This window comes from Streptomyces sp. NPDC047072 (assembly GCF_040643855.1).
In the GTDB taxonomy this organism is placed as follows: Bacteria; Actinomycetota; Actinomycetes; order Streptomycetales; family Streptomycetaceae; genus Streptomyces.
The window spans coordinates 25539-41393 of the sequence record NZ_JBEYVC010000088.1; the positions used below are offsets into that span (position 1 = coordinate 25539).

Genomic DNA, 15855 nt, shown 5'->3' on the forward strand with positions numbered 1-15855 from the left:
CTCTCTGCTCGGCCTCTCGGACACCTCCGACGACACCCGCGACCTCGTCCGCAGCCGGGCGGCGGGCGACGAGCGCGCCACTCTCGCCCTGGACGTCTTCACTCATCACTGCCGCCGCGGCATCGCTGCGATGGCCGCGTCCCTCGACCGGCTCGACGCCCTGGTCTTCACCGGGGAGATCGGCGAAGACCAGCCCGAGGTCCGCGAAGAGGTATGTACCCGGCTCACCGCCCTCCGCCTGACCGGCGGCCTGCGCACGCCCCACGACGCGAGCCGTCCGGCAATCGTGAGCGGGTCAGGGGCGGAAATACCGGTCGTGGTCGTACCCACCGGAGAGGCCCAGCAGATCGACCACGAGACCCGAGCCCTTCTCCGCGGCCTGTGAAGCGCATGCCGCCTTCCGCCCGCCTCGTCGCGCCGCCTCGTCACATTCATAGGAGAAGTGCGAGAAGGTCGTGACCGGCCGGTACCACACCGCTACCGCTCCTACTGGCCCGGCTCTCAGTGGCGCCGTTCCCATCCCGTCAGCCCACGTGGGCAGGGCTATGTCGGCGGAAGGCCGCGAATGCCTGGGTAGCGTTCCAAGACGTGTGTCGGCGGGCTACTGCAGCCAGACCGACCCGCTGCGCCCACCCCGGGTCTCCGCGGTCAGCGCTCCCGCCCGCCCAGGATGATCTTCCAGACGCGCGTTGCCACCTGCAGATTGAGCCGAGTGTCCACATCCGCCAGGTCGCGGTCGCTGATCTCACGGATGCGCTGCAGCCGGTAGCGCAGGGTGCTGCGGTGGACTGTCAGCATGGCGGCCGCATCGTCGTAGTTGCCTCCGCAGTCGAAGTAGCGCGAGAGCGTCTCCACCAACTCGGTGTCGTGCCCCGCGTCGTAGTCGATCAGCTGGCCGAGCCACTCTCGCACGAAGCCTTCGAGCTCCCGGAGATCGTTTCCGGGCCCCAGGATCCGGTACAGCCCGAGCTCGTCGAAGAACGTCGTCCCGCTGCGCTGGAGGGAGTTCTGCCGCACCTCCAGAGCCCGCAATGCCTCCTTGTAACAGCGAGGAACCCCGTCTGGGGAGTCGCAGCGGGTGCTCACCCCGATCGCTCCGCCGGGCGTCCCCAGCTCACGGGCCAACGCCGCGTACACGGCATCGTCGTCAGGCCTCGCTTCGGTCAACAGCACCATCCGGTCGCCGCGACGGGTGATCAGCGGCCGGGTCGCCGTGGTAGCCGTCGCTTGCTCGACGGCACGGGTGAAGGAGCTGGCCGCGGCGTTGCCCGGCCAGTGCACCACGATCACGTAGTGAGTACGTTGCAGGTCGTGGCCGACGGCTTCAGCCCGGGCATAGGCGCTCGTCTCGTCAGTGCCCTCCAGCAAGTCGTCGATCAGCTGGCGACGCAGCCGCAGTTCCACCTCGGCGAGTTCGCGCATATGTACGAGCTCCTGGGCAAGCGCCCGCTGGGCGTGATCCAAAGCGAACACGGTGTGCTCGTCGGCTGTCGCCTCGGGGTCCTCGACGGCGAGTACACCGAGGACGTCGCCGCGTGGCCGGGCCAGGGCGATCAGCCGGTCCTTGACTCTGACCGGGCCCTCCTTGCGCGCGACCTGGCCCAGCATCTCTTCCTGGGAGGTCGTGGACCGTACCGGGTAGGGGTCTGGCCGGTCGGGACCGGCCCAGGACTTCAGGTTGCCGAACCGGTCCTCGATGAGCGCCGACAGCCCGGTGAGCTCGTGCAGCGCTTGGGTGATGGCGTCCTCGCCGCCGCCCCGGGCAGCGACACGGGCGAGAGCCTCGTGCACGGCCTTTTGCCGGTGCAGCTCGGAGCGCACTGTGTCCAGCTTCCGCAGTGCGGTGTCCCGTTCAGTGCGCAGGCGGCTGAGTTCGCCGGCACTGGTGGCGTCGTGCGGGACTGTCAGTGACAGGGCCGCCGATGTGAGTTCCACGAGGGTCGAGAGGAGGAAGTGTCCCTGCTCATCGGGCTCGGAGTGTGAGGAGACCACGAGGTAGCCGAGCAGACCGCCGGCCTCGCGCAGGCCGAATGCCCAGGTCCAGGACCGCCCTGGAATGGATACGGAACCGTCAGCCTCGCCCAACTCCTTCATCCCGGTGTCGTCGACCGTGGGTGCTCCCACGCCGTGTCCGGGGGCGTGGGAGAAACCGTCGTCCGTCGCGAGGTATGCGGCCTCGGCGTGGTAGGGACCAAGGGCACTGACGTGCTGCATGGCCAACCGCACGATCTCATTCTGCTCCGCGCAGTTGAGCAGGGCGTGGGACAGCACCAGCAGCCCGTGTGGGTCCAGCGCCGCGAGCGGACGGTCGGAGACGTGAGGGGAAAGCGTCCGTGACGGATGGGAGGCCATGGACACTCCGTTCTCCTCCGGTCATCGGAGGCGATCGAGCGAGTCGTGGGATCCACGCCGGTGCGAGTCCCGCGTACCCAACCTAGGCAAGGTCATCCGGCTTGTCGGGATTTGGCCTTGTTCTCGTGGACCGACCGACCGCGTCGATTTCTGACCTGTCGGGTGTAGGCGGAGCGCGCTGCTCTCTTGCAACTCTGGGCCTGTCAGGGATCGCCGGGGCGCACCGGTGGCTGTGGCAGGAAGGACTGGCTGATGAACGAGCAGGTCCGCAGGACCATCGCTTCCTACACGACCTACCAGGAGGCGGAACGCGCCGTCGATCACCTGTCCGATCAGGGCTTTCCCGTCGAGAGGGTGGCCATCATCGGGCAGGATGTGCGATTGGTCGAGCAGGTGGCCGGCCGCCTGGGATATGGCGGGGCCGCCCTGCAGGGTGCGGCGAGCGGCGCCCTGCCCGGCGCACTGATCGGGTGGATCTTCGGGCTGCTGGACTGGCTGAACCCGGTCGTGTCGGGACTGCTCCTTGCCCTGTACGGCCTGGTTTTCGGGGCACTCGTCGGCGCTCTGCTCGGTCTGCTGGTGCACACGGCCCAGCGCGGCCGCCGGGACTTCGCCTCGGTGAGCTTCATGCAGCCCAGCCGGTACGACGTCGTCGCCGACGAAGCGGTTGCCGACGAGGCGGTGCAGATGCTGGCCGAGTTTCCCAGCTGGACCGGCGCCGGCACAAGCAGCGGCGCCTGGAAGAGCAGCCGCCCGCCGGGCGGCCCCACCGTCACCTGAGCGAGTGCGGAAGACCGGGCGCGACTCCGACGCGAGCGGGGCCGCCCCTCGCGGAAGGAATTCCTCATGGCCAAGGCAGTAGGCATCGACCTGGGCACCACGAACTCGGTGATCGCCGTCTGGGAGGGCGGCGAGCCGACCGTCGTCCCCAACAGCGAAGGCAACCGCACGACGCCGTCCGTGGTGGCCTTCACCGATACCGGAGAGCGCCTGGTGGGCCAGCTGGCCCGGCGGCAGGCGATCCTCAACCCCAAGGGCACCATCTACTCGGCCAAGCGGTTCATAGGCCGGCACTTCGACGAGATCTCCGAAGAGGCCAAGGCCGTCGCGTACGACGTGGTCGAGGGAGACGGGGGCGCGGCCCGCTTCAAGGTGCGCGACAAGCTCTACGCGCCGGAGGAGATCAGCGCGCAGGTGCTGCGCAAGCTCGCCGACGACGCCTCCAAGCAGCTGGGAGAGCGGGTCACGGAAGCGGTCATCACGGTGCCCGCCTACTTCAACGACGCCCAGCGCACCGCCAGCAAGGACGCCGGACGGATCGCCGGCCTGGAGGTGCTGCGCATCATCAACGAGCCGACCGCGGCCGCCCTCGCCTACGGCATGGACAAGAAGGAGCACGAGACGGTCCTCGTGTTCGACCTGGGCGGCGGCACCTTCGACGTCAGCATCCTCGACGTCGGCGACGGCGTGGTGGAGGTACGGTCCACGGCGGGCGACAGCCATCTGGGCGGCGACGACTTCGACCGCCGGCTGGTCGACCAGCTCGCCGACGGCTTCCAGAAGGAGAACGGCATCGACCTGCGCAAGGACCCGCAGGCCCTGCAACGACTCTTCGAGGCCGCCGAGAAGGCCAAGACCGAGCTCAGCTCGGTGACCCAGACACAGGTCAGCCTGCCGTTCATCACCGCCGACGCCTCTGGGCCCAAGCATCTGACCACGACGATCATGCGGTCCACGTTCGAACAGATCACCGGCGACCTGGTGGAGCGCTGCCTGGGCCCGGTGCGGCAGGCCATGGACGACGCCAAGGTCAGTGACAGGGACATCGACGAGGTCATCCTCGTGGGCGGCTCCACCCGCATCCCGGCCGTCCAGGCCCTGGTGCGGAGGCTGACCGGCGGCAAGGACCCCAACATGAGCGTCAACCCCGACGAGGTCGTGGCAATGGGAGCCGCGATCCAGGCCGGGGTCCTCAAGGGCGAGGTCAAGGACGTCCTGCTGCTCGATGTCACTCCGCTGTCGCTGGGCGTGGAGACACGCGGTGGCGTGATGACGAAGATCATCGAGCGGAACACCACCATCCCGGTGCGCCGCTCCGAGACCTTCTCCACCGCCGAGGACAACCAGCCCGCGGTCGACGTGGTCGTGCTTCAGGGTGAACGGGAGAGGGCCGCCGACAACCGGGTCCTGGGGCGCTTCCAGCTCACCGACATCCGCCCGGCGCCGCGCGGTGAGCCGCAGATCGAGGTCATCTTCGACATCGACGCCAACGGCATCCTCAATGTCACCGCGCGGGACAAGGACACCGGCAAGGAGCAGGGCATCACCATCAGCGAGAGCTCCAACCTCGACCGCACCGAGGTCGAGCGGATGGTCCAGGAGGCCGAGCGCAACCAGGGCGAGGACAAGGCCCTGCGCGAGGCGGTCGACGCCCGTAACGAACTGGACGCCATCGCCTACCAGGTCGAGAAGCGCCTCGGCGAGCTCGGCGACGCCGCGCCCGCACACGAGAAGGCCCGTGCCGAGATGCTGGTGTCCGAGGCCCGCGAGGCGGTCAAGAGCGAGGTCGGGGCGGACAAGGCCCGGCCACTGACGTCCGAGCTCCAGCAGGTCTTCGCGGCGCTCGCGGCCCACCAGGCGGGAGCCGCCGCGGGCGGTCCGGCGGGCACCGGCTCACCGGACGGATCCGGTCCTGGCGGAGCCGCGCCGGGCGACGCCGGGGCCGACGACGACGTGATCGACGCCGAGTTCGACAAGGGCTGAGGTACTCACCATGCCCATCGCACCCCGGGGCCCAGAGCCCGATCCGCCACCGGAAGGCGCCGTACAGCCGCCGCGCGGGGATCTTCCGCAGCCCGGACCGCCGGCCGAGCAGGCCGAGCCGGGGCCCGACGCCGCAACCGGCACCGCCGCACCCGACGACGCGTCCGCGGCCGCACTGCGCGAGGCCGAGGACGGCTGGCGCCGCGCCCTGGCCGACCTCGACAACCTGCGCAAACGCCATACCAGGGAGCTGAAGGGACAGGCCGCGGCCGAGCGCGCCCGTACGGCAGCGGCCTTCCTGCCCGTCATCGACAACCTGGAACTCGCCCTGAGTCACGCGGCAGCCGACCCCGGCGCGATCGTCGAAGGTGTCCGGGCCGTGCGGGACCAAGCCGTGAACGTCCTGGAGCGACTGGGCTACCCGCGCCATGCCGAGACCGGCGTGCCGTTCGACCCGGCCCGGCACGAGGTGGTCGGCGTGGTCCAGGAACCCGACGCCGATCCGAACACCGTGGTCCAGGTCCTGCGACCCGGCTACGGGGACGCGGAACGGCAGCTGCGGCCCGCCGCCGTGACCGTCGCCAAGCGGGAGTGAGCGGCCATGGCACGCGACCTGTACGAAGTGCTCGGTGTTCCGCGCAGCGCCGACCGGGACGAGATCCAGCGGGCCTACCGCACCCTGGCCCGCAAATACCACCCCGACGTCAACAAGGACCCCGAGGCGGAGGAGCGGTTCAAGGAGATCAACGAGGCTTTCAGCGTCCTGTCCGATCCCGAGCAGCGAAAGCGCTACGACCGCTTCGGCGAGGACTTCCGGAAGGTCCCGGAGGACTGGGAGGAACGGGTCGGCGCCGGTGCCGGAGCGGGGGGCGGATTCCGGTGGTCCACCGGCGGCGGTCCCCGGGTGCGCTACTCCACGCCGGGTTTCGACGGCGAAGGGGTCGACGTCGAGGATCTGTTCGGCTCGCTGTTCGGCGGCGCCGGGCGGATGCGCGTGCCCGGCGCCGACCAGGAGGCCGAACTGCCGCTCACCGTCGAGGAGGCCTACCGGGGCGGCCGCCGTACGGTCACCCTCGCCGGGCCGACCGGGCAGCGGAGCTACCAGGTCGACGTGCCGCCCGGCACCACCGACGGGCAGCGCATCCGGCTGGCCGGCGAGGGCGGGCGCGGGAGCGGCGAGGACGCTCCCGCCGGCGACCTGTTCCTGAGGGTGCGGATCCAGCCGCACCCCGAGTTCCGCCTCGACGGCCGGGACGTCCACGTGAGGCTTCCGGTCACCCCGTGGGAGGCGGCGCTGGGCGCGACCGTACCGGTGCGCACGCCGAGCGGTGCCACGGCGAAGGTGACCGTGCCCGCCGGATCGTCCAGCGGACGGCGCCTGCGGCTGCGCGGCGAGGGCATGCCGAACCCGCGCGGCGCGAACGGAGACCTGTATGCGGAGCTGCGGATCATGGTGCCGCCCCGGCTGAGCGACCGGGAGCGCGAGCTGCTGGAGGAACTTGCCGCCGTCTCCTCGTTCGACCCCAGGAGGACCTGATGACCGACCGACCGGCCAAGGCCCGCCCCTCCCCCGCAGGCACGCACGAGGTGGGCGTGCAGTACGCGATCGTGCCCGTGCCCGTGCTGTCCCTGGAGACCGTCGCCCGCCGCACTGGCCTGCATCCCGACCTGATCCGCCGGTTCGTCGCCCTCGGACTGGTGGACGCCGGCCGTGACGCTTCCGAACGGCTGGTGTTCGCCCCGACGGCCCCGGCCGCCCTGGCCCGCGTCCAGCGGTTGCGCACCGGGCTGTGCCTGAACTACGCGTCCCTCGGTCTGGTGCTCGACCTGCTCGACCGCATCAGCCTGCTCGAAGCCGCACTGCGGCAGGCAGGCGTGAGGAGTGATCTACCCCCATGGACATGAACCGCCTCACCCAGAAGTCACAGGAAGCCCTGCAGGAGGCCCAGAGCGCCGCCGGCCGCCTGGGCCACACCGAGGTCGACGGCGAACATCTGCTGCTCGCCCTCCTCGACCAGGAGGAGGGCCTGATCCCGCGGCTGCTGCAGCAGGCGGGCACCGACCCCGAGGCGTTGCGCGCGGCCGTACGCGAGGACCTCTCCCGCCGGCCCAAGGTGACCGGCCCGGGCGCGGCGCCGGGCCAGGTCTACGTCACCCAGCGCCTGGCCCGGCTGCTGGACGCGGCCGAGCGGGAGGCCAAACGCCTCAAGGACGAGTACGTGTCCGTGGAGCACCTGCTGCTGGCGCTGGCCGAGGAGGGCTCGGCGACCTCCGCGGGGCGGCTGCTGAAGGAGCACGGAGCGACCCGGGACGCGTTCCTGAGCGCGCTCACCAAGGTCCGCGGCAACCAGCGGGTGACCTCGGCCAATCCCGAGGTGGCCTACGAGGCCCTGGAGAAGTACGGCCGCGACCTGGTCCTGGAGGCTCGGTCCGGGCGGCTGGACCCGGTCATCGGCCGGGACGCCGAGATCCGCCGGGTCACCCAGATCCTCAGCCGCAAGTCCAAGAACAACCCCGTCCTGATCGGCGATCCCGGCGTCGGCAAGACCGCCATCGTGGAGGGCCTTGCCCAGCGCATCGTCCGCGGCGACGTGCCGGAAGGACTCCGCGACAAGGTCGTGTTCGCCCTCGACATGGGCTCCCTGGTCGCCGGCGCCAAGTACCGCGGTGAGTTCGAGGAGCGCCTCAAGGCCGTACTGAGCGAGGTGAAGGCAGCCCAGGGCCGCATCCTGCTCTTCGTCGACGAACTGCACACCGTCGTCGGCGCGGGCGCCGCCGAAGGGGCCATGGACGCGGGCAACATGCTCAAGCCCATGCTGGCCCGCGGCGAACTCCACATGATCGGCGCGACCACCCTGGACGAGTACCGCAGCCACATCGAGAAGGACGCCGCGCTCGAACGCCGCTTCCAGCAGGTCCTGGTCGACGAACCCAGCGTGGAGGACACCATCTCCATCCTGCGCGGGCTGCGCGAACGCCTGGAGGTCTTCCACGGCGTCAAGATCCAGGACACCTCGCTGGTCGCGGCGGCGACCCTCTCCCACCGCTACATCACCGACCGTTTCCTGCCCGACAAGGCCATCGACCTCGTCGACGAGGCGTGCGCCCGGCTGCGTACCGAGATCGACTCCATGCCCGCCGAACTCGACGAGATCACCCGGCGGGTGACCCGCCTGGAGATCGAGGAGGCGGCCCTGTCCAAGGAGACCGATCCCGCGAGCAAGGCACGTCTGGAGGAGCTGCGCAGGGAGCTGGCCGACCTGCGTGGCGAGGCCGACGCCAAGCATGCGCAGTGGGAGGCGGAACGGCAGGCGATCCGCCGGGTGCAGGAGCTGCGCCAGGAACTGGAGCAGGTCCGCCACGAGGCGGAGGAGGCCGAACGCGCCTACGACCTCAACCGCGCCGCCGAACTGCGTTACGGCCGCATCCAGGACCTGGAGCGCCGGCTCGCCGCGGAGGAGGAGCAACTGGCCGCCAAACAAGGACAGAACCGGCTGCTGCGCGAGGTCGTCACCGAGGAGGAGATCGCCGAGATCGTCGCGGCCTGGACCGGCATCCCCGTCGCCCGCCTCCAGGAGGGCGAACGCGAGAAGCTGCTGCGCCTGGACGAGATCCTGCGCGAGCGCGTGATCGGCCAGGACGATGCCGTCAAGCTCGTCGCCGACGCCATCATCCGGGCCCGCTCCGGCATCCGCGACCCGCGCCGCCCCATCGGCTCGTTCATCTTCCTCGGCCCCACCGGCGTCGGAAAGACCGAGCTGGCCAAGACCCTCGCCCGGGCCCTGTTCGACTCCGAGGAGAACATGGTCCGTCTCGACATGAGCGAGTACCAGGAGCGGCACACCGTCAGCCGGCTCATGGGGGCCCCGCCCGGATACGTCGGCTACGAGGAGGGCGGCCAGCTCACCGAGGCCGTACGCCGCAAGCCGTACTCGGTCGTCCTGTTCGACGAGATCGAGAAGGCGCACACCGACGTCTTCAACACCCTGCTGCAGGTCCTCGACGACGGCCGCATCACCGACTCCCAGGGCCGCACCGTCGACTTCCGCAACACCGTGATCATCATGACGTCCAACATCGGCTCCGAGCACCTCCTCGACGGCGCCACCGCCGACGGCGACATCAAGCCGGACGCCCGCGCCCTGGTGATGGGCGAGCTGCGCGGGCACTTCCGCCCGGAGTTCCTCAACCGCGTCGACGACATCGTGCTGTTCAAGCCGCTCGGTGAGCGGCAGATCGAGCGGATCGTGGAGCTGCAGTTCGAGGAGCTGCGCCGGCGACTCGCCGAACGCCGTATCTCCGTCGAACTCACCGACGCCGCGCGCGAGTTGATCGCCCACCAGGGCTACGACCCGGTGTACGGGGCCCGGCCGCTGCGGCGCTACATCTCCCACGAGGTCGAGACCCTGGTCGGGCGCGCCCTGCTGCGCGGCGACGTCCAGGACGGCGCGACGGTCCGCGTGGACGCCGAGCACGGAGAGCTGGTGGTCACCTACGACCAGCCCGAGGACGTGAAGGAGGCGAGGGCGGCATGAGCACCCTGCAAGCCACCAACGTCACCTGTCCACACTGCGGGCGCACCAACCGGGTGCCGGCGGTAGCCGAGGGCCGCCCCCGGTGCGGCAACTGCAAGCAACCGCTGCCCTGGATGGCCGATGCCGGCGACGACGACTTCGCCGAGGTCGTGGAGCAGGCCGGCGTGCCCGTCGTCGTCGACCTGTGGGCCACCTGGTGCGGCCCCTGCCGCATGGTGAGCCCCGCGCTGGAGAAGGTCGCCACCGACCTCGCGGGAAAGATCAAACTGGTCAAGGTCGACATAGACAAGAACCCGCGCCTCGCGCAGCGGTTCGAGGTCCAGGCGGTACCGACGCTGCTGGTCCTCGACCACGGCGTGACCGTCGCCCGGCAGGCGGGGGCGGCGCCCGCCCCCGTGCTGCGCCAGTGGGTGGAAGAGTCGATCACTGCCCGGAAAGGGTGATCCGGATGACCCTGCACGCAGACCCCCACCTCGCGCTTGTCCGGCCGGTCCAGCCGCAGACCTCAGAAGGCTGTCAGGAGTGCCTGCTGCTCGGCTCCCCCTGGGTCCACCTCAGGCTCTGCCTGACCTGCGGCCACGTCGGCTGCTGCGATTCCTCGCCGAACCGGCACGCCCGCCTGCACGCCGCCGCCGACGGCCATCCGATCGTGGCGTCGCTGGAGCCCGGCGAGGACTGGCGCTGGTGCTTCGTCCATGAGGCGTTCGTGTGATGCCCGGCGACGAGAAGCGGCCCGGCGCAGCGCCTGTGCCGGACGAGACGGAGCAGAGCGTCCCCGTCGAGACTCCGGACCTCTACGGCGCCTATCCCCGCTTGTCGGATGACCAGACGGCCCGCTTGGCGGAGCATGGCCGACGGCGCGCGACCGACACCGGTGAGGTGCTGATCCGGGAGGGCGAGCGGTGCGAGACCTTCTACGTCGTCCTCAGCGGCTCGGTCGCCATCGTCGAGGGCTACGGCACTCCCGATGAGCACCTGCTGCGTGTGCACGGCCCGGGCCGCTTCATCGGCGAACTCGGCCTCCTGAACGGACAGGTGGCCTTCTACACCGCCGTGGTCAGGGAACCCGGCGAGATCCTCGCCCTGTCCATGGACCAGCTGCGTCACCTGGTGACCCGGGACTCGGCCCTGGGTGATCTGGTGCTGCGCGCCTGCCTGGGCCGCCGGGCTCTGCTCGTGGGGCAGGGGGCCGGTTTCCGCATCATCGGCTCGCGCTACTCGCCTGACACGCGGCGGCTGCGCGAGTTCGCCGCCCGCAACCGGCTGCCGCACCGCTGGATCGATCTGGAGACGGACGAGGAGGCCGAGGCGCTGCTGCGGCGCTTCGGCATCGGCCCGGAGCAGACACCACTCGTCATCTGGCGTGACACGACCCTGCTGCGCAATCCGAGCAACGCCGAACTGGCCCGTTTCATCGGCCTGCCGTCCTTGGAGTCGGGCAACGACCGCGGCGATCTCCTCATCGTCGGCTCCGGTCCGGCCGGTCTCGCCGCCGCGGTGAACGCCGCCTCGGAGGGCCTCGGCACGACCGTGGTCGAGTCGCTGGCCACCGGCGGCCAGGCCGGGACGTCGTCCCGCATCGAGAATCTGCTCGGCTTCCCTTCAGGCATCTCCGGCGCCGAACTCACCGAGCGAGCCGTGCTCCAGGCAGAAAAATTCGGCGCCCGGATCAGCGTCCCGGCGGAAGCGGCGCGGCTCGAACGGCGGGACGACCACTACGCCGTCGAGTTCGCCGACGGAAGCGAGGTCACCGCCCGTACCGTCGTGCTGGCCACCGGCGCCCGCTACCGCCGCCTCCGTGTGCCCGGCATCGAGCCGCTGGAGGGCACGAGTGTCCACTACTCGGCGACCCTTTACGAGGCCCAGCAGTGCCAGGCCGACCCGGTGGCGGTGGTCGGTGGCGGCAACTCCGCGGGTCAAGCCGTGCTCTTCCTGGCCGGATACGCACCGCAGGTGTATCTGCTCGTCCGCGGGCCGAGCCTCGAAGCGCACATGTCCCGCTACCTGATCGATCAGATCGAGCGCCACCCCCGAGTGCAGGTGCTGCTGCACACCGAGGTGACCGAGGCACACGGCGACAAGACGCTCGAGGGGGTCACCGTGGTCGACCACCGTACGGGCGAGCACCGCGACCTCCAGGTGCGGGCCCTGTTCGTCTTCACCGGCGCCGATCCGCACACCGATTGGCTGTCCGGCGTGCTCGCTCTCGACGCGCGCGGCTTCGTGCTCACCGGGGCGGAGGCGCAGGCCTGTTCCGTTCCCGAAGTGTGGCAGAGCCAGGGCCGCGACTGCCTGACGCTGGAGACCAGCCTGCCCGGCGTCTTCGCCGCCGGCGATCTGCGCAGCGGCTCGGTGAAGCGCGTGGCCTCCGCGGTCGGCGAAGGCGCGATGAGCATCCACTTCGTGCACCGCTCCCTGGGCCACACGGCCGCACCCGGCGGCACCGACAGCTCCCCGCACACCCGTCCGAAGGAGTCCGCCTGGCTCGCATGACACCCAGCGAGCCACGACATCACGTGAACAGGTCATCACGAGAAGAAAGAAGGAGGCGATGGCCATGGCCACGCCCGTCCGGCGTCACCGCGGTGGCGCACTGCAGGACAGGCCCGTCGGCTGGGCGCGCAATCCACTGACGGAGTTCGATCAACTGCTCAGCGAGATGAGCGGGCTGATGGAATCCACGGTGGGAGGCGCGGCGACCGCAGTCGCGTGGACGCCCCTTGCGGATGTCACGGAGTCCGACGACGCCTTCCATATCGAGATCGAACTTCCCGGCGTCAAGAAGAAGGACATCAACGTCGAAGCGAACGGTCAGGAGCTGGTGGTCACCGGAGACATCAAGAAGAAGGAACGCAAAGGCGTCCTGCGCCGGAGCACCCGCCGCACCGGGTCCTTCGAGTACCGGTTGCGGCTGCCCGGAGAGCTCGACACCGAAAAGATCAATGCGCAGATCTCGGACGGGATGCTCGACATCACCGTTCCCAAGGCCGAGGTCGCAAGGCCCCGGCACATCGAGATCAGCGAGACGAGCGAAAGCACCGAGAGCAGCGGCTGAGTCGCGAACGCCGTGGGGCCGGACACACCGTTCGGCCCCACGGCGGGGCCTGAGGGAGGCAGCGATGAAATACGACGGATTCCTCGCCCGGGTGCGCGAACGAGGCGAGTACAACAACCAGGAAGAGGCAGCGGACGTCTCCAACTCCGTGCTGCAAGTCCTGGCCCAGCGCATCAGCCCGGGAGAGGTCAAGGACCTCGCGTCGCAGCTGCCCGATCCGCTGGGACAAGTTCTGCACGACGCTATACCCCAACAGGCACGGAGCTTCGGAATCGAAGAGTTCTACCGCCGGGTCGCCGTGCGCACCGGTGCCCGGCCGCGCACGGCGCAGTGGGACGCCTCCGCTGTCCTGACCACCGTCGCCGACGCTGTCACCGGCGGAGAGCTGAACCAGATCATCAGCCAACTCCCCTCCGGTTACGCGCTCCTGTTCGGCAAGGCCGACCTCGCGGACTGACCCTGTGAAGCGGTGTCACTCACAGCAGGAGGTCGAAGACGGCTCGGGCCTCGTCCCAGTGCTGGGTCCGGGGGTTCTTCAGGTCGGGGTGGAGGATCTTGAAGCTCTGGGCGAGGGCCAGGCTGAGTCCGCCGACGATGTCCGGATAGGCCGCCTCGGTCTCGTCGTCGGGTGCGCGGTCCAGAGCGGGGTGGGCGGCGAGCTGTTCCAGGATCGGCTTGAGCTCCACTTCCTGGTCGATCTTCCGGAAGTGGTGAATGCTCTCCTGCAGGCCTTTCGTGATCGGCAGGTCAGAGGTCCGGATGATGTCGCGCCCATTGGCCTTGGCCGTGGCCTGGGCGACGGTCAGCAGGTCGTAGAGCTTGGCGTCGACGAAGTCGCTGTAGCGCTTGAGGTCGTTCTTGTCGACGTCCAGCCCGGCGGCCGCTCGGAAGAACTTTTCGAACCTGGCGATGGACATCACGGTCATGACGGCAACCTCCGTCTGCGGGCGCCTGGGTGGCTCCCGGCTCTCTGGGATTCCCCGTCAGCCTGGCCGACGGAGGCGCGCGACCGCATGCGCATGTCGGGCCCAATTGGCTTTCGCGTATTGCCCTGCCAGGGCAGGCCCTTGCCGGGTCTCCGAAGCGGGGGGGCAGGTGGCGCGGCGTGCGAGTGCGGGCCAAGCTGGGTCGGAGCGGCTGTGCACGTTACCTCGGCGGCACCTCTGGGCACTTGCGATCGAGGGGCAGCCAACGAGAAGGGCCCAGTCATGCGGGTGTCGTCCGAGGGCGTTACGGTCGTGGCTCTCCTGGCAGATCCGGACGCGCCGACGGAGATCGCGCAGCGCATGGCCGAGACACTTCCTGCTCGGCTCGCCAACAAGTCGGGCCAAGGGCGACGGTTCGACGTCGAGGTGGTCAGTGAGCCCTTCACCTCGGGGACGGAGGACCCGCCCATCTTGATGCGCCGGATCATGGACCGTGGGCGTGCGGAGAACTGGGACATCGTCGTTGCCCTCACCGATCTTCCGCTGCACTCACACGGGCGCAGGCTCGCTGTGAATCTGAATCGCGAACACGGCTTGGCGCTGCTCTCTCTTCCTTCGCTGGGGGGCCTGCGGCTGCAGTCGAGGGCCCTGCGGGCCGTCGTGGAAGCCGTACTGGGCTTGACGGGTCCGCACACCACCGGGGCTGAAGAACCTCCGCGAAGCCGACCGCTTGCAGGGCCCTCGGGCACAGTCGGTGAGAAGGAGACCGACGATTTTCGGTACGTCGTCAGCGGACCGCGCGGTTATCTGCGGGTGCTCGTCGGGATGGTCCGCGCCAACCGGCCGTGGCGGTTGGTGCCGGGTTTGTCGAAAGCCCTGGCGGCCGCACTCGCCACGGGAGCAGTCGCCACCGTGAACTCCACCGTCTGGAGCCTGGCCGCGTCCCAGAGCACCCCACGCCTCGTGATCGCCACGGTCGGGTCTGTCGCGATCATGATCGGCTGGCTGATCGTGGACGCGGAGCTGTGGCATCGCTCGCCGGAGAGCTCACCGGAGGCGAGGCAGCGCGCACGGCTCTACAACGCCTCGACGGTCATGACCGTGGGTATCGGGGTGCTCGTCTGCTACGTGGGTTTGCTGGTCATCAACTGGGTGTGGGCGCTGTTCATCCTCAACGACCGGCTCTTCGCCTCCGTGACACGAAACCCACTGCACGCCGAGGAGTACTGGACCTTGGCCTGGTTCGTCGCTTCGGTCGCCACCGTGGGCGGCGCGCTGGGATCAGGCCTGGAGAGCGACGAGGCGATCCGGGCGGCCGCCTATTCCAAGCGCGAACAGGAACGTCGCCTCGCCCTCCTGGGCGACCAAGATGACCAGTCCTCGAAGTGAACCGACGAACCCGGGCGCGGTGCCGTCAGGAGGTGGCGGCTCTGCCGACGCGACCAGGCAGAGCGTTCCGGCCAGGCTCGCACCCGTGACGTGGCTGAGGGCCTTCCGAGAGGTCGTGCGATCCGGGCTCACGATCGAGGAGACGCGGCTGGAGCCTCTGCTCGCGCTGCGCACGGCCGCCGGCGTGGCGATCGTCATCGGGCCGACGCTGTGGCTGGTCTCCCCTGCGTACGCCGCGTCCGCCGCCCTCGGCGCCTACTCCGCGGGTGGGGCCACCTTCCAGCGCACCTGGCGTCCACGCAAGGTGATCGCGCTCGGCGCGGGCGCGGGTCTGGCGCTCAGCACCTTCGTGGGCTACCTGGCGGCAGGGCGACTCGTGACGTTCCTCCCGCTGCTGGCCGTGTGGGCCTTTGCCGCGGGCATGGCGTGGGCCGTCGGATCGACCGCTGGGATCGTCGCAGCGACGACAGTCGGCAGCATGCTGGTGACCATCACCCTGCCCACGAGCGTCGGGCGAGCCCTGGAGCACGCCGGGATCATCGCGCTCGGGGGCGTGGCGCAGGCCGTGCTGATCCTGCTGTTCCCGATCCGCCGCTGGGGGGCTCATCGTGACGCGCTCGCCGACGCCCTGGCCGCCGTTGCGGACCACGCCCGCCGGCTGAGGCACGACCCGACCGCCCCGTTCGACCCGGAGCCGCTGATGACGGCCCGGGACGCGGCCGCCGTGACCCCATCACAGGCCCGCACCCGTCCGCCCGTCCTCCACGGCCCCCGGGGCCTCGCCGAGCGCATTCGGCCGGTCGTCGCCGCGCTCGCCGACCCGAACGTCGGCGCC

General features: G+C 70.0%; 16 protein-coding genes. 14 read left to right on the forward strand and 2 right to left on the reverse strand.

The features are described from left to right. Positions 1-4 precede the first annotated feature (4 nt). On the forward strand, positions 5-385 hold the full coding sequence (locus ABZ896_RS30880) for a hypothetical protein (RefSeq protein ID WP_360936317.1): 381 nt from the start codon (positions 5-7) through the stop codon (positions 383-385). A gap of 263 nt (positions 386-648) precedes the next feature. Here ABZ896_RS30880 and ABZ896_RS30885 read toward each other — a convergent pair whose 3' ends face one another. Next, positions 649-2352 carry a helix-turn-helix domain-containing protein gene (locus ABZ896_RS30885; protein WP_360936290.1) on the reverse strand — a complete coding sequence of 568 codons (1704 nt, stop codon included), beginning with the start codon at positions 2350-2352 and terminating at the stop codon, positions 649-651. 252 nt (positions 2353-2604) lie between these two features. On the opposite strand from ABZ896_RS30885, the gene ABZ896_RS30890 reads away from it, so the two are divergent. The 11 genes from ABZ896_RS30890 (at position 2605) to ABZ896_RS30940 (ending at position 13162) form a co-directional block, all read left to right on the forward strand. Next, the gene (locus ABZ896_RS30890; protein WP_360936292.1) at positions 2605-3132 is read left to right on the forward strand and encodes a general stress protein; all 528 of its coding nucleotides are present in this window, start codon (positions 2605-2607) and stop codon (positions 3130-3132) included. Positions 3133-3198: 66 nt separating this feature from the next. Then, the gene (gene dnaK, locus ABZ896_RS30895; protein WP_360936294.1) at positions 3199-5115 is read left to right on the forward strand and encodes a molecular chaperone DnaK; all 1917 of its coding nucleotides are present in this window, start codon (positions 3199-3201) and stop codon (positions 5113-5115) included. Between the two features lie 10 nt (positions 5116-5125). Beyond that, entirely contained in the window at positions 5126-5710 is a 585-nt protein-coding gene (locus tag ABZ896_RS30900; protein WP_360936296.1) for a nucleotide exchange factor GrpE, read from the forward strand. Between the two features lie 6 nt (positions 5711-5716). After that, complete coding sequence (locus ABZ896_RS30905; RefSeq protein WP_360936298.1) at positions 5717-6652, forward strand: J domain-containing protein; 936 nt, start codon at positions 5717-5719, stop codon at positions 6650-6652. Further along, complete coding sequence (locus tag ABZ896_RS30910; RefSeq protein WP_360936300.1) at positions 6652-7020, forward strand: chaperone modulator CbpM; 369 nt, start codon at positions 6652-6654, stop codon at positions 7018-7020. The genes ABZ896_RS30905 and ABZ896_RS30910 overlap by 1 nt, the downstream gene beginning before the upstream one ends. Then, positions 7011-9650 (forward strand): ATP-dependent chaperone ClpB, encoded by a 2640-nt coding sequence (gene clpB / locus ABZ896_RS30915; RefSeq protein ID WP_360936302.1) that lies wholly within the window; start codon positions 7011-7013, stop codon positions 9648-9650. The genes ABZ896_RS30910 and clpB overlap by 10 nt, the downstream gene beginning before the upstream one ends. Further along, entirely contained in the window at positions 9647-10093 is a 447-nt protein-coding gene (gene trxA, locus ABZ896_RS30920) for a thioredoxin (RefSeq protein ID WP_360936304.1), read from the forward strand. Before clpB ends, trxA begins: the two co-directional genes overlap by 4 nt. A gap of 5 nt (positions 10094-10098) precedes the next feature. Beyond that, positions 10099-10362: a UBP-type zinc finger domain-containing protein gene (locus ABZ896_RS30925; protein WP_059190752.1), complete on the forward strand. Its 264-nt coding sequence runs from the start codon at positions 10099-10101 to the stop codon at positions 10360-10362. Next, positions 10362-12143, forward strand: coding sequence for an FAD-dependent oxidoreductase (locus ABZ896_RS30930; protein ID WP_360936307.1), 1782 nt, complete (start codon positions 10362-10364; stop codon positions 12141-12143). The genes ABZ896_RS30925 and ABZ896_RS30930 overlap by 1 nt, the downstream gene beginning before the upstream one ends. A 64-nt stretch (positions 12144-12207) precedes the next feature. Further along, entirely contained in the window at positions 12208-12705 is a 498-nt protein-coding gene (locus tag ABZ896_RS30935) for an Hsp20/alpha crystallin family protein (protein ID WP_360936309.1), read from the forward strand. A gap of 64 nt (positions 12706-12769) precedes the next feature. Next, positions 12770-13162, forward strand: coding sequence for a DUF2267 domain-containing protein (locus tag ABZ896_RS30940; protein ID WP_360936311.1), 393 nt, complete (start codon positions 12770-12772; stop codon positions 13160-13162). Positions 13163-13181: 19 nt separating this feature from the next. On the opposite strand, the gene ABZ896_RS30945 is transcribed toward ABZ896_RS30940, so the two are convergent. Beyond that, positions 13182-13631 carry a DUF1931 family protein gene (locus ABZ896_RS30945; RefSeq protein ID WP_360936313.1) on the reverse strand — a complete coding sequence of 150 codons (450 nt, stop codon included), beginning with the start codon at positions 13629-13631 and terminating at the stop codon, positions 13182-13184. A 282-nt stretch (positions 13632-13913) separates the two neighbouring features. Here ABZ896_RS30945 and ABZ896_RS30950 point away from each other — a divergent pair, with 282 nt between their 5' ends. Both ABZ896_RS30950 and ABZ896_RS30955 read left to right on the forward strand, forming a co-directional pair. Then, on the forward strand, positions 13914-15020 hold the full coding sequence (locus ABZ896_RS30950; protein ID WP_360936319.1) for a hypothetical protein: 1107 nt from the start codon (positions 13914-13916) through the stop codon (positions 15018-15020). An 85-nt stretch (positions 15021-15105) separates the two neighbouring features. Next, on the forward strand, positions 15106-15855 hold a 750-nt coding region (locus ABZ896_RS30955), incomplete at its 3' end, for an FUSC family membrane protein (protein WP_360936315.1).

Bases quoted from the DNA above. Each gene is read 5' to 3' on its own strand.
- ABZ896_RS30885 (WP_360936290.1), bottom strand. From the start codon at position 2,352: ATGGCCTCCCATCCGTCACGGACGCTTTCCCCTCACGTCTCCGACCGT.
- ABZ896_RS30890 (WP_360936292.1), top strand. From the start codon at position 2,605: ATGAACGAGCAGGTCCGCAGGACCATCGCTTCCTACACGACCTACCAG.
- dnaK (WP_360936294.1), top strand. From the start codon at position 3,199: ATGGCCAAGGCAGTAGGCATCGACCTGGGCACCACGAACTCGGTGATC.
- ABZ896_RS30900 (WP_360936296.1), top strand. From the start codon at position 5,126: ATGCCCATCGCACCCCGGGGCCCAGAGCCCGATCCGCCACCGGAAGGC.
- ABZ896_RS30905 (WP_360936298.1), top strand. From the start codon at position 5,717: ATGGCACGCGACCTGTACGAAGTGCTCGGTGTTCCGCGCAGCGCCGAC.
- ABZ896_RS30910 (WP_360936300.1), top strand. From the start codon at position 6,652: ATGACCGACCGACCGGCCAAGGCCCGCCCCTCCCCCGCAGGCACGCAC.
- clpB (WP_360936302.1), top strand. From the start codon at position 7,011: ATGGACATGAACCGCCTCACCCAGAAGTCACAGGAAGCCCTGCAGGAG.
- trxA (WP_360936304.1), top strand. From the start codon at position 9,647: ATGAGCACCCTGCAAGCCACCAACGTCACCTGTCCACACTGCGGGCGC.
- ABZ896_RS30925 (WP_059190752.1), top strand. From the start codon at position 10,099: ATGACCCTGCACGCAGACCCCCACCTCGCGCTTGTCCGGCCGGTCCAG.
- ABZ896_RS30930 (WP_360936307.1), top strand. From the start codon at position 10,362: ATGCCCGGCGACGAGAAGCGGCCCGGCGCAGCGCCTGTGCCGGACGAG.
- ABZ896_RS30935 (WP_360936309.1), top strand. From the start codon at position 12,208: ATGGCCACGCCCGTCCGGCGTCACCGCGGTGGCGCACTGCAGGACAGG.
- ABZ896_RS30940 (WP_360936311.1), top strand. From the start codon at position 12,770: ATGAAATACGACGGATTCCTCGCCCGGGTGCGCGAACGAGGCGAGTAC.
- ABZ896_RS30945 (WP_360936313.1), bottom strand. From the start codon at position 13,631: ATGACCGTGATGTCCATCGCCAGGTTCGAAAAGTTCTTCCGAGCGGCC.
- ABZ896_RS30950 (WP_360936319.1), top strand. From the start codon at position 13,914: ATGCGGGTGTCGTCCGAGGGCGTTACGGTCGTGGCTCTCCTGGCAGAT.